This is a genomic window from Aeromicrobium piscarium, assembly GCF_007421815.1.
Taxonomy (GTDB): domain Bacteria; phylum Actinomycetota; class Actinomycetes; order Propionibacteriales; family Nocardioidaceae; genus Aeromicrobium; species Aeromicrobium piscarium.
Window position 1 is genome coordinate 44,024 of record NZ_VLNT01000003.1, and the last position, 12,588, is coordinate 56,611.

Here is a 12,588-nt window from a genome sequence, read left to right on the forward strand (position 1 = left end):
TCGAGGTTCCTGTACCGATGACGACTGCGTCCCGACGCTCGCCCGCGCCTGCGGACGGACCTCGACCTCGGGGTGGTACGCGCCGGCGCCAGCGGCCGCAGCGCCGCTGGGCGTCCCCGCTGGTCATCGGCACCGTGAGTCTGGCGGCCGCCGCCGGTGGCGTCGCCGCCACCACGGGCGAAGACGCTCCGGTGACCTCCGTCGCGCCGGCTCCCTTGGCCGTCGCCGATGTGCCCACCGTCCCCGATGTGGTCGAGGAATCGATCGATCCGACTGCCGCGGTCGAGCTGGAATCAGCCCCGGCTCCGGACGCCCAAGGTCTCGCCACCGAGGCCGAGACAGGTCAGGATGTCGATCCGGTCGATCCGCAGACCGCCGACGAGCCCCCGGAGCCCGGTGCGGAGCCGGAGGCGGCCGAGCCCACCGAGCCCGGTGTCGCGGCACCCGATCCCACACCGCTCACCGACGGCACCAGCCCTCTGGCGTCGCAGCTGCGTGCGCAGTCGGCGGTGCCCGAGGACACCACCGGCCCGGTCAACCTGGCCTCTGCACTGCTCCCGCCGATGCTCCCGGACTTCGCCGCGCAGCGCGAGGCGCTGAACGCCGAGAAGGAGCGGATCGCCGGGCTCGTCGAGGAGCGTCGTGCTCAGCTACAGGCCGAGGAGGAGGCCCGCGCCGCCGAAGAGGCCCGCACGGCCAACGAGTGGGTCATGCCCTTGGAGAACTACCGGTTGTCCGCCCGCTTCGGCCAGGCCGGCCGGATGTGGTCGAGCGGCCGCCACACGGGTATCGATCTCTCGGCCCCCAGCGGCACACCGCTGTACGCGATGCAAGACGCCGTTGTCGCCTCGACCGGCTACGCCGGGGCTTACGGCAACCGCACGGTCCTGCGCCTCGCCGACGGCACCGAGCTCTGGTACGCCCACCAGTCGCGGATCGACGTCGAGCCCGGACAGGTCGTCCGCAAGGGAGATCAGATCGGCGCCGTCGGAGCGACCGGCAATGTCACCGGACCGCACCTCCACCTCGAGGTCCATCTCGAGGACGAGAGCGAGGCGGTCGACCCGCTGCCCATCATGGAGGAACACGGGCTGCGCCCCTGACCTTCACGAAGTATCTGCATCTGCGGTTGCCCCAGCGACCATGGAAGCGCATCTTCCGTGGGCGCGTCTCCGCTGCCGCAGCGGTGACTTACGCACCTCTCAACCGCGCCGAGAGGTGCGTAAGTCACCTCCCGCGCGGGAGCGCCACCGCCCGGCTACACATCACATTTCTACACCGGCAGCAGACGCCCCACCACGGTGCTCAGCTGCTCGATCGTGCAGCACTCGTACATCGGCACGACCTCGCTGTAGGTGAGAGCCTCGGAGTCGCCGAGCCCCCAGCGTGATCCGTGCTCGGGATTGAGCCAGAAGGTCCGGCGTGACCGCTCCGCGATCCGGTGCAGGGCATCGAGACGGGGTCGCTGGTTGTTGTTGCGGGCGTCGCCGAGGATCAGCACGGCCGTCCGCGGTCCCACGACCCGGTCGACCTCGACCATGAAATCGGCGAACGCCTCGCCGTAGTCGCTGCTGGTGTGCCACTTGGTCACCCGAGCCTCCGCCAGGATGCGCGCGCTGAGATCGCCATCGTTCTCGCGGACCAGCTCGGTCACCTCGGCCATGGCGTTGACGAAGGCGAACACCCGCACCTTGCTGAACTGGTCGCTCAAGGCCTTGACCAGCAGCATCGTGAAGTCGGAGAAGCCCGCGACCGATCCCGACACATCGCACAGCAGCACGAGCTCGGGACGTGACGGACGCGGTGCGGCGTAGACCGGCTTGACCGGGACGCCACCGGTGCTCATCGCGGCGCGGAGCGTCCGGCGGATGTCGATCTGCCCACGACGGCGTCGGCGCCGGCGGGCCGAGAGGCGTGTCGCGAGTCGTCGGGCGAGCGGTTGGACGGTGCGGCGCATCTGCGCCAGCTGATGGGCGTTGGCGCTCAGGAACTCGACGCGATCCTTGCTGGGGGCCACAGCGTGCCGGGAGACCACCTCACGCCCCCGAACCTCGGCGGTACGCCGGCGCGCCTCCGACGAGACCGCCTCGCGGAAACGGCCGACGGCGCGTCGCACCTCGTCGCGATGCAGTCGCTCGGTCACCGGTCCGTTGCTGCCGTTGCCGCCCCCGCCACCGTTGCCGCGGAATCCGACGGCCGCGGCGACGAGAGTCTGCGGCCGCAAGCGCTCCAATGTCTGATAGGCCGACCATCCATGTGTCGACGTGTCAGGGCGGCCGACCTCGCCGAGCAGGTCGACCGCCACCTCGGCGAGCTGGTCCAGCGCCCGCGGATCGTCGTCGGCGAGCGCCATCGCGAGCAGGTCGCGCAGTTGCTCCACGGTATCGGCCGCGAGCTCGTCGCGGGCGGCCTCCGGGGCCCCGATGCCGGCGGGAAAGAACAGATCGAAGGTCATGTCGAAGACATCGCGTTGACCGTCCCGGCGCACGAGCGCTGCGGCCAGGCCCTCGCGAAGGATCTCGCGGTCGTCGAAGCCGAGGACCGTCGCGACCTGCGCGGCGTCGATGGTCTCGCTGGGTCCGGCGTTGATGCCCTTGAGCCTCAGCGCCTCGACGAAGGAGACCAGGCGTTCGGCGACGTCGGTCACGAGGTCTCGCTGAGGGTGAGCGCCGTCCGCGCCTTGTCGATATCGTCCTGGTGCTTCACCACGACGCCCAGGGTCTCGGAGATGACCGCGTCGTCGAGGGAGTGGGCGCCCAGCGCGACGAGGGTCCGTGCCCAGTCGAGGGTCTCCGAGACCGACGGCGCCTTGCGCAGTCCGCTCGCCCGCAGCGCACCCACGACCCGCACCACGGAGTCGGCGAGCGCCGCATCCAGCCCGGGAACCTTGAGAGAGACGATCTCGCGCTCCAGCTCCGGTTCGGGGAACTCGATGTGCAGGAAGAGGCAACGTCGGCGCAGTGCCTCGCTGAGTTCGCGCGTGGCATTCGAGGTCAGGACGACGAAGGGACGCTGGATCGCGGTGACGGTGCCGAGCTCCGGCACGGTCACCTGGAAGTCGCCGAGGACCTCGAGGAGGAGGCCCTCGATCTCGACATCGGCCTTGTCCGTCTCATCGATCAAGAGCACGGTGGGCCCGTCGTTGCGGATCGCGGTGAGCAGCGGCCGCGGCAGCAGGAACTCCTCGCTGAAGATGTCGTCGCGGGCGTCGTCCCAGGTCTCGTTCCCACTGCCGGAGCTGATCCGCAGGAGCTGCTTGGCATGGTTCCACTCATAGAGCGCACGGGCCTCGTCGACGCCCTCGTAGCACTGCAGTCGGACGAGATCCGCGCCGCAGGCAGTCGCCACCGCTCGGGACAGCTCGGTCTTGCCGACTCCAGCGGGCCCCTCGACCAGGAGCGGCTTGCCCAGTTCGCTGGCGAGGAAGACGGTGGTGGCGATGGCATCGGAGGCCAGATACCCCGCGCCCGCGAGGCGCTCCTTGACGTCCTGGACCGACTCGAAGGGCATGCTGCGTGTCATGGCGTCAATCTAGTACCCATGGTCTACGTCGAGTACGCGCTGTCGAGTCCTCACCGTCCCGAGCGGGCCTTCGACCGGTTGACGCGGTGGGAAGACCACTCGGTCCCGTTCACCCGGATCCGGCGCACGCCCGAGGGATTCACGGCGCGGACGGGTCTTGGTCCGCTCGCCTTCGATGATCCGATGGTGATCGCCCGGTGGGAGCCCGGACGCCGCGTCGAACTGATCAAGCGTGGCCGGGTCGTGCGGGGATGGGCCGTGATCGAGGTGGCGCCCGACGGCGAGGGCAGCCGTGTCGTCTGGCGCGAGGAGCTCGGTGTGCCCGGAATGCCGGGGGTGCTTCTGCGTGGGCCGTCGCGGTGGATGGTGCGACATCTGGTACGCCGCCTCGTCGGCTGATGCCCCGTACGATCGGGACATGGGGTACCTGCCTGACGCCGAGACCGTCGACATCTGCCGTGACCTGATCCGCATGGACACCTCCAACTTCGGAGACGATTCGGGACCGGGGGAGCGGGCGGCCGCCGAATACGTCGCCGCATCGCTCGCCGAGGCCGGCATCGAGTCCCAGATCTATGAGTCCGAGCCGGGCCGGGCCACTCTCGTCGCCCGGTGGGGCAACCAGGACTCGTCCCGCCCGGGACTGGTGATCCACGGACATCTGGACGTCGTGCCGGCGGAGGCCGCTGACTGGAGTGTCGACCCGTTCGCCGCCGAGATCGTCGACGGCTACCTGTACGGACGTGGCGCGGTCGACATGAAGGACTTCGACGCGATGCTGCTGTCGGTGGTGCGGGCACGGCAGCGAGCCGGCGCGATCCCCGATCGTCCGATCCTCCTCGTCTTCACCGCCGACGAGGAGGCCGGTGGCCGCAAGGGCGCTCACTGGCTCGTCGCTCACCATCCCGAGTGGTTCGAGGGGTGCACCGAGGCGATCGGGGAGGTCGGGGGGTTCTCGACCGAGGTCGGTGGCCAGCGTCTGTACCTCGTGGAGTCCGGGGAGAAGGGCATCGCGTGGATGCGGTTGACGGCGAGCGGCACCGCCGGACACGGTTCGATGCGCAATGACGACAATCCCGTCGCACATCTGGCGCGTGGTCTCGCGGCCCTTGGCGATCACGTGTGGCCCGAGGAGCCTGGTCCCTCGATGCGCCTGCTGTTGGACAAGGTGCGGGAGCTCACCGGGGCGGTGGGCTCGCCCGCCGAGCTGCTGGGTCACTTCGGTCCGGCCGTGCGGATGATCGGCGCGGGGCTGCGTAACACGACGAATCCGACCATGCTCCAGGCCGGGTACAAGCACAATGTGGTGCCGGGCGAGGCCGTCGCCTTCGTGGATGGCCGCTACCTGCCGGGCCACGCCGAGACCTTCATGCCGGCGGTGCAGGAGATCGTGGGGGACAAGGTGAGTGTGGACTCGCACACCTTCGACCGAGCCTTGGAGTACGCCTTCGAGGGCGACCTGGTCGATGCGATGTCGGTGTCCCTGCACCGGCACGATCCGGAAGCCCACATCGCACCGTTCCTGATGTCCGGCGGCACCGATGCCAAGGCCTTCGACAAGCTCGGCATCACCTCCTACGGCTTCACGCCGCTACGGCTGCCAGCCGATCTGGACTTCACGGCGCTGTTCCACGGCGTCGATGAGCGGGTTCCGCTCGATGCGCTCGAGTTCGGCTCCCGCGTCTTCGACACCTTCCTCGACCTCGCCTGACCCTGACCCCTGGCGGTGAGCCCACACCCTGGCGTTGGGCGATGAGCTACGCACCCCTCGTTCCGATGGACGGTGAATGACGCACCTCTCGCCGTGGTCGAGAGGTGCGTACGCCACCGCTCCGGCAGCTGAGACGTGCGTAGGTCACCGCTCTGGGGTGGGGAAGGGGGAGTGGGTCAGAAGGTGGGGCGCATGCGGATGATCTTGCGACGGAGGCGCACGGTGCGCTCGCCGCTGCGGTCGCGACGGAGCCGGTCGAGCTCCCATCCCTGGAACTCGGCGGCATCGGTCAACATCCGGCACACCGCCTGCCGCGACTGGGTGCGCGAGATCGACATGTTCCAGAACTCGTACTCAACCATGGTGCTCCTCATGAGACATCGGACAAGGCGTCGGCGATCTGTGCCGGCAGTGTGAGGCTCTCCGATCCCAGTGATTCCTCCAACTGGGCCACCGTACGCGCCCCCACCAGAAGTGCCCCGACCCCGGGCCGGTCGCGTGCCCACGCCAGCGCGGTGTGCGTCATCGGCACCCCGAGGCCCTCAGACGCCTTGGCGACGGCATCGACGATGCGCGTCTTCGGGCCCGACAGATAGGCCGAGACGAACGGCTCCCAGTGGGCATCGGCGGCTCGGGAATCTCCCGGGATGCCACCGCGGTACTTGCCCGTGAGCACGCCGCGGCCCAGTGGAGACCAGGCGAGGACGCTCATGCCCAGATAGTCCGCCGCCGCGATCACATCGGCCTCGGCGCCGCGATTCAGCAAGGAGTACTCCACCTGGGCGCCGACGAGCGGGACACCACCGCCCAGACGCTCGAAGCGGGCATAGGCGAGCGAGGTCTGCCACCCCGAGTAGTTGCTGATACCCGCGTAGCGCACTCGTCCTGACCGCACCGCGTCGTCCAGTGTCGCCATCGCCTCGTCGATCGGCGTCGTCTCGTCGAAGCGATGGATCTGCCACAGGTCGAGATGATCGGTGCCGAGATCGCGCAACGACTGATCGAGCTGGGCGAGCAGGGTCCGGCGTGACGAGTCGCGCACCACCGTCCCGTCGCGATGGGACAAACCGGCCTTGCCGGCGAGCACCACCTGGTCCCGCGCACCGGACTTGGCGAGGAGCCGGCCCAGCAGCTCCTCGGTACGGCCCTCGCCGTAGATCGGTGCCGTGTCCACGAGCGTTCCGCCGCCGTCGAGGAAGGCAGCGAGGAGGTCCTCGGCGACGTAATCGTCGACGATCGTGCCCCACGTCATCGTGCCCAGACCCAGGCGCGAGACTTCCAGTCCGGAGCCACCCAGCCGCCGCATCAACATGCCAGCAGGGTAGCCAGTCGGGCCTGGAGCCGCGTGTAGGCTCGCACGGTGGATTTGCTGCGATCAGTCGTCCTGGGTCTCATCCAGGGGCTCACCGAGTTCCTCCCGATCTCCAGTAGCGCGCATCTGGCGATCTTCCCGCAGCTCTTCGGATGGGGTGATCCGGGTGCCGCGTACACGGCGGTGATCCAGATCGGCACCGAGCTGGCGGTCGTGCTCTACTTCTGGCGCGATATCTGGACCATCGGGTCGGGCTGGGTGCGCGGTGTCTTCTCAGCCGAGGCACGTCGCGCACCCGAATGGCAGATGGGCTGGTTCATCATCATCGGCTCCCTGCCGATCGTGATCCTCGGGCTGCTGCTCGAGGACCTCATCGACCGTGAGTTCCGCAGTCTATGGATCATCGCGACGACCCTCGTGGTGCTCGGCGTGGTGCTCGGCATCTCCGAGAAGGTCGGACGCAAGAACCGGGCCATCGAGCAGATGACGATGCGACACGCGGTGATGCTCGGCGCGGCTCAGGCCGCGGCTCTCGTGCCGGGCGTGTCCCGCTCCGGCGCCACCATCTCGATGGGGCTCTTCCTCGGCTACGAACGCCGGGCCGCCACGCGCTACGCCTTCCTGCTCGCCATCCCCGCCGTCGTCGGAGCGGGCGTCTACAAGCTCAAGGACATCCCGGGAGCCGAGAACGCCTACGGCACCGGCCCGACGATCGTGGGCACCGTGGTGTCCTTCGTGGTCGGTCTCGCCGTCATCCACTGGCTTCTGCGCTATGTGAGCACGCGTTCGTACGCGCCGTTCGTGGTCTACCGGATCGTGCTCGGCCTCGCGGTGATGGGACTGCTGGCCGCCGGCGTGCTGTCCGCTTCGTACCTGGCAGTCTGACCCGTGAGCGAGCACCGTTACCCGGACGCGGATCGCGCCGCCGTGTACCGGGTGATCGCCGAGCGCCGGGACATGCGCCATTTCGCCGGGGGAGAGGTGGACCGGGCGACATTGCAGCGCCTGCTCGCGGCCGCGCACCGGGCGCCGAGCGTCGGGCTGATGCAGCCCTGGCGCTTCTGTCGCATCACCGATCCGGGCCTGCGCGCCGCGATCGGCGATCTGGTCCGCGACGAGACCGAGCTGACCGCCGAGGCGCTGGGCGATCGTGGCGCGGAGTTCTCCCGACTGAAGGTCGAGGGCATCGCCGAGTGTGCCGAGCTGTTGGTGGTGGCGCTCACGGAGGACCGTGAGCGCCACGTCTTCGGACGCCGCACCATGCCGCACATGGATCTGGCCTCGGCATCGTGCGCCATCCAGAACCTGTGGCTCGCCGCGCGGACCGAGGGCCTCGGCATGGGATGGGTCTCGCTGTTCGACCCCGAGCGTCTGGGGATGCTGCTGGGATTCCCGCCGGGCGCCGAGCCGATCGCCGTGCTCTGCCTCGGCCCGGTGGACGAGTTCTACGCACGGCCGATGCTCGAGGAGACCGGATGGACGACGGCGCAGCCGTTGGAGGAGCTACTCGCCGAGAACGGCTGGCCCGGCGGAGGGGCGCCTACAGCCACCCCGAGCGCTTGAACCGCAGATAGGCGTAGCCACAGCCGATAGCCATGATCACCAGGACGAGCGGGTAGCCGAAGGGCCAGCGCAACTCGGGCATGTCGTGGAAGTTCATCCCGTATATGCCGGCGATCGCGGTGGGTATCGCGAAGAGCGTCGCACCGGCGGTGAGCTTGCGCATGTCGTCGTTCTGTTGGATCGAGAGCTGGGCGAGATGTGCCGAGAGCGCGTTGTCCAGCAGGCTGTCGACGGCTTCGATGGCGTCGACGGCGCGCTGCAGATGGCCTGACACGTCGCGGAAGTACGGGCCCGCCTCCCGAGGCGTCACCGCGTCGACCAGACGGGCGAGGGGTTCGCGCAGGGGCAGCACCGCGCGGCGGTACTCCAGGGACTCGCGCTTGAGCCGGTAGATGCGGTTGGAATCGCGGGTGCGCTCCTCGGAGAACACCGACACCTCGATCTCCTCCACATCGGTCTCGAGCTCGACGGCCACATCGTCGTATCCGTCGACGATGCGGTCGAGCACGGCGTGCAGTACCGAGACCGGGCCGTGACGCAGCCGTTCGGGGTCCGCCTCGAGCTCGGCGCGAGCCTGCGCCAGGGTCGGGCCGCCGTGCCGGACCGTCAGGACGAAGCGCGCGCTGACGCAGACGTCGACCTCGTGGGTCTCCACCTCGTCATCCGCGTAGCTGACACCGCGCAGCGAGACCAGAAGATAGTCGTGGTACCGGTCGATCTTGGGGCGCTGGTGCGGTTCGAGGATGTCCTCGACGACCAGCGGATGCAGGCTCAGCGCACGCCCCACATCCTCGATCTCCTCGGGTCCCGGGTCGTCGACGCCGATCCACAGGAACTCGTCGTCTCCGAGGGATTCGACGGCGAAACCCAGGCCTTGGGGGCCCTCGCCCGGATCGGCGGTGCGCGCCCGCGCGCCGTCACGGTAGATCGCGCAGTCGATGATCACTCGCTCATTGTGCCCGGATACGCTCGACCCATGCAGAGTTGGCCGTCTCCCGCTGTCCCGTCGCTCGCCGAACGTAGCTACGGGTACGGTCCCGCGGCCCACGTCCACGACTCGGCGAGTGGAGTGCTTCAGCAGATCGACCCTCCGGAGCGGGCCCGGCTCTACGTCTGCGGCATCACGCCCTATGACGCCACGCATCTCGGTCACGCCAACACGTATCTGGCCTTCGACCTGCTGCAGCGTGTGTGGCGGGATCGCGGCCTGGAAGTGGCCTACACCCAGAACGTGACCGATGTCGACGATCCGCTGCTGGAACGCGCGACCGCGACGGGCATGGACTGGCAGGAGCTCGCTGAGCGGGAGACTCAGCTGTTCCGCGAGGATATGGAGGCGCTGCGGGTGATCGCCCCCGATGACTACGTGGGTGCCGTGGAGGCCATCCCGTCGGTCATCGAGATGGTGGCGGCATTACGTGAGGCCGGGGCCGTCTACGAGGTCGACCGCGATCTGTACTTCGACGTGCATGCCGACGACGCCTTCGGCTCGGTGGGCAACTTTGACGAGACGACGATGCGACGGCTGTTCGGCGAGCGCGGGGGCGACCCCGATCGTCCGGGCAAGCGCGATCCCCTCGATTGTCTCGTCTGGCAGGCGGCGCGTGCAGGCGAGCCGTCGTGGCCGAGCCCGTTCGGCGACGGCCGGCCGGGATGGCACATCGAATGCGCCGCCATCGCCCTGGAGCGTCTCGGTCGCACGTTCGATGTGCAGGGCGGCGGCTCGGACCTGGTCTTCCCGCACCACGAGATGAGCGCGGCCGAGGCCGCCGTGGCCACCGGAGCCCCGTTCGCGCGGTACTACGTGCACGGGGGCATGGTCGGCTTCGAGGGCGAGAAGATGTCGAAGTCCAAGGGCAATCTGGTGCTGGTCTCGCGGCTCCGGGCCGATGGTCACGAGCCCGCGGCGATCCGCCTGGCTCTCCTCGCGCACCACTATCGCGGCGACTGGGAGTGGACCGGTGAGCAGATCGACGCCGCGATCGGGCGCCTCAAGACCTGGCGGGCCGCCACCGAGCGTGCCACGGCCCTGCCGGCCGCCGCGGTGATCGCCGAGCTGCGTGAGGCGCTGGCCGACGATCTGAACGCGCCCCGGGCCCTTGCCGCCGTCGATGCCTGGGCCGCGGGAGACGGTGACGACCCCGAGGCACCCGCCGACGTCGCGCTGGCGATCGACGCCTTGCTGGGCGTGGACCTGCGCCGATGACGCCGACCCCGGAGCAGCTCTCCGAGCTCGTGGACGCCGGGGACCTCGCGGCGATCTCACACGCCCTCGACGGCATCGGTATCGCCCAGTCGCTCTCGATCGTGGAGCGCCTGCCGGCCGGCTACCGCGCCGTGGTGTTCCGTCTCCTGGACAAGGACGCCGCGATGGCGGTCTTCGAGGCGCTCGATCCGGAGCTGCAGGCCGAGCTTATCGGCGAGCTGCGCGATGACGAGGTACGCGGGCTCTTCGAGGAGCTCGATCCCGAGGAGCGCGTGGAGGTGCTGGACGAGGTGCCGGCCGCCGTCGCCTCCAGGCTGATGCGGGGACTCTCCGGCCCCGAGCAGCAGCTGACCGGTGTCGTGCTGGGATATCCGCCGCGATCTCTCGGTCGGCGCATGTCGCCCGAGTTGGTGTTGCTGCATCCCACGGACACCGTGCGCGAGTCGTTGCGCCGCATCCGGGCCACGCCGATCCCCACCGACTCCCTCGCGGAGCTGCCGCTGTGCAGTCCTGAGCGCATCCTTCTGGGCATGGTCGACCTCGGGGCGCTGCTCCGCTCGGATCTCGATGCGCCAGTCGCCGAGCTGCAGCGGCGCGGTGTGGCGCTGCATGTGCACGACGATGCCGAGCACGCGGCTGTGCAGGTGGTGGACTCCGGCGCGGCGGTGACCGCTGTCGTCGACGAGGAGGATCGGGTCGTCGGAGTGCTGACCCTGGAGGCCGCCCGCGAGATCCTCGCCGAGGAGGCGGACACCGATGCCGCGCGCAGCGGCGCGACGGAGCCACTGGCGAGGCCGTATCTGGCGACCTCGGTCGTCCGGCTCGCGCGTTCGCGGGTCGTCTGGCTGCTCGTCCTCGCCATCTCGGCGATCCTGACCGTCCAGGTGCTCGAGCTGTTCGAGGGCCAGCTCGAACAGGTGGTCACGCTCGCCCTCTTCATCCCGCTGTTGACCGGCACCGCCGGCAACACCGGCGCCCAGGCGGCGACGACGGTCACCCGCGCGCTTGCCCTCGGGGACGTGCGCACCCGCGATGTGCGGCGGATCTTCCTTCGTGAGTCCGCCGTGGGCGTCCTCATGGGGAGTCTGCTGGGCACCTTGGGCTTCGTGCTGGCGGGGGCGGTCTACGGATTCGATCTCGGCTTGGTCATCGGGCTCACGCTGCTGTCCGTCTGCACGATCGCGGCGGCCGTCGGCGGCTGCATGCCGCTCGTCGCCCGGACGTTGCATGCCGACCCGGCGGTGTTCTCGACGCCCTTCATCTCGACCTTCTGCGATGCCTCCGGGCTGGTGGTCTACTTCCTCATCGCCTCGGCAGTGCTCGGCATCTGAGCGGGGCGCTCCGTCGACCCCTCCAACTTTTGGCCAGTTGTGGCCCATTTCGACACCGTGAAACGGGCCACAACTGGCCAAAGACTGCGCCGGAGGCGTCAGGAGCCGAGGTCGCGGCGTCGCAGATAGCGCTCGAACTCCCGTGCGATCGCATCGCCGGAGGACTCGGGCGTGTTGCCGGCATCGTGCTCCTCCTCGAGGGACTGCACGTACTCGGCGATCTCGATGTCCTGCTGGGCGATCTCATCGGCCCCGCGCTGCCACGCCGCCGCGAGCTCGCCGAGCTCGCCCGCGGGGAGCGGGGTTCCGAGGGTGTCCTCCAGGGCACCGAGCAGCGCGAAGGTGGCTTTGGGACACGGCGGCTCGGCCAGATAGTGCGGCACCGCCGCCCAGAGCGATGTCGACCCGAAGCCGCCGACGGCCGCCTCGTGCGCGACGACCCCGGTGATGCCGACCGGACCGCTGTAGGCGGACGACGCGACAGCGAGCTTCTCGGCGATGACGGGAGAGGTCGACGACCCCGTCAACGGCACCGTCCTGGTGTGCGGAGTGTCGGCCAGCAGCGCTCCGAGGCAGACGATGTCCCGGACTCCGGACATCGTCGCCAGCTCCAGGATCGCCCGAGTGAACGCGCGCCAGCGCAGATGCGGCTCGGGAGCCCGCAACAGGAGCACATCGCGGTCACCGTGCGGGGGACGGGCCAGATACACGGTCGGCGTCGGCCAGTCGATGCGCCGGGCGTCGTCCGCGCCCCTAATGATCGGGCGGGTCTCCTGGAAGTCGTAGTAGTCGTCACCGTCGAACTCGGCGTAGACCTCGGCATCCCACTCATCGACGAGATGGGAGATGACGTCGCTGGACGCATCCGCGGCATCGTTCCACCCCTCGAAGGCGGCCACGAGCCACGGATCGCGCAATGTCTCGCTCGGATTCGCAGTCACGA

At 69.3% G+C, this 12,588-nt stretch carries 13 protein-coding genes; 7 read left to right on the top strand and 6 right to left on the bottom strand.

The features are described 5' to 3' along the window. Positions 1-17 precede the first annotated feature (17 nt). Entirely contained in the window at positions 18-1,103 is a 1,086-nt protein-coding gene (locus tag FNM00_RS05265; protein WP_143912168.1) for a M23 family metallopeptidase, read from the top strand. 170 nt (positions 1,104-1,273) lie between these two features. Here the strand turns inward: FNM00_RS05265 and FNM00_RS05270 are convergent, their stop codons facing one another. Then, the gene (locus FNM00_RS05270; RefSeq protein WP_143912170.1) at positions 1,274-2,647 is read right to left on the bottom strand and encodes a vWA domain-containing protein; all 1,374 of its coding nucleotides are present in this window, start codon (positions 2,645-2,647) and stop codon (positions 1,274-1,276) included. Further along, on the bottom strand, positions 2,644-3,522 hold the full coding sequence (locus FNM00_RS05275) for an AAA family ATPase (protein WP_221933607.1): 879 nt from the start codon (positions 3,520-3,522) through the stop codon (positions 2,644-2,646). The genes FNM00_RS05270 and FNM00_RS05275 overlap by 4 nt, the downstream gene beginning before the upstream one ends. Positions 3,523-3,540: 18 nt before the next feature. Here FNM00_RS05275 and FNM00_RS05280 point away from each other — a divergent pair, with 18 nt between their 5' ends. Further along, positions 3,541-3,921, top strand: coding sequence for an SRPBCC family protein (locus FNM00_RS05280; protein ID WP_143912172.1), 381 nt, complete (start codon positions 3,541-3,543; stop codon positions 3,919-3,921). 19 nt (positions 3,922-3,940) lie between these two features. After that, positions 3,941-5,233 carry a M20/M25/M40 family metallo-hydrolase gene (locus FNM00_RS05285; protein ID WP_143912174.1) on the top strand — a complete coding sequence of 431 codons (1,293 nt, stop codon included), beginning with the start codon at positions 3,941-3,943 and terminating at the stop codon, positions 5,231-5,233. 176 nt (positions 5,234-5,409) lie between these two features. On the opposite strand, the gene FNM00_RS05290 is transcribed toward FNM00_RS05285, so the two are convergent. Then, positions 5,410-5,595, bottom strand: coding sequence for a DUF5703 family protein (locus FNM00_RS05290; protein WP_143912176.1), 186 nt, complete (start codon positions 5,593-5,595; stop codon positions 5,410-5,412). Positions 5,596-5,603: 8 nt separating this feature from the next. Then, positions 5,604-6,545 carry an aldo/keto reductase gene (locus tag FNM00_RS05295; protein WP_143912177.1) on the bottom strand — a complete coding sequence of 314 codons (942 nt, stop codon included), beginning with the start codon at positions 6,543-6,545 and terminating at the stop codon, positions 5,604-5,606. A gap of 48 nt (positions 6,546-6,593) precedes the next feature. Here FNM00_RS05295 and FNM00_RS05300 point away from each other — a divergent pair, with 48 nt between their 5' ends. Together FNM00_RS05300 and bluB are read left to right on the top strand one after the other, a co-directional pair. After that, the gene (locus tag FNM00_RS05300; protein WP_143912179.1) at positions 6,594-7,430 is read left to right on the top strand and encodes an undecaprenyl-diphosphate phosphatase; all 837 of its coding nucleotides are present in this window, start codon (positions 6,594-6,596) and stop codon (positions 7,428-7,430) included. A 3-nt stretch (positions 7,431-7,433) separates the two neighbouring features. Further along, the gene (gene bluB, locus FNM00_RS05305) at positions 7,434-8,108 is read left to right on the top strand and encodes a 5,6-dimethylbenzimidazole synthase (RefSeq protein ID WP_143912180.1); all 675 of its coding nucleotides are present in this window, start codon (positions 7,434-7,436) and stop codon (positions 8,106-8,108) included. Here the strand turns inward: bluB and corA are convergent. Continuing rightward, on the bottom strand, positions 8,086-9,054 hold the full coding sequence (gene corA / locus FNM00_RS05310) for a magnesium/cobalt transporter CorA (RefSeq protein ID WP_143912182.1): 969 nt from the start codon (positions 9,052-9,054) through the stop codon (positions 8,086-8,088). The two genes, bluB and corA, sit on opposite strands and share 23 nt — an antisense overlap. A 30-nt stretch (positions 9,055-9,084) precedes the next feature. On the opposite strand from corA, the gene mshC reads away from it, so the two are divergent. After that, a complete protein-coding gene (gene mshC, locus FNM00_RS05315; RefSeq protein ID WP_143912184.1) occupies positions 9,085-10,314 on the top strand; it encodes a cysteine--1-D-myo-inosityl 2-amino-2-deoxy-alpha-D-glucopyranoside ligase in 1,230 nt (409 codons plus the stop codon). After that, positions 10,311-11,645 (top strand): magnesium transporter, encoded by a 1,335-nt coding sequence (gene mgtE, locus FNM00_RS05320; RefSeq protein ID WP_143912185.1) that lies wholly within the window; start codon positions 10,311-10,313, stop codon positions 11,643-11,645. Before mshC ends, mgtE begins: the two co-directional genes overlap by 4 nt. 98 nt (positions 11,646-11,743) lie before the next feature. On the opposite strand, the gene FNM00_RS05325 is transcribed toward mgtE, so the two are convergent. Next, positions 11,744-12,586, bottom strand: a complete 843-nt coding sequence (locus FNM00_RS05325) for a PAC2 family protein (RefSeq protein ID WP_143912187.1) — start codon at positions 12,584-12,586, stop codon at positions 11,744-11,746. Positions 12,587-12,588 lie beyond the last annotated feature (2 nt).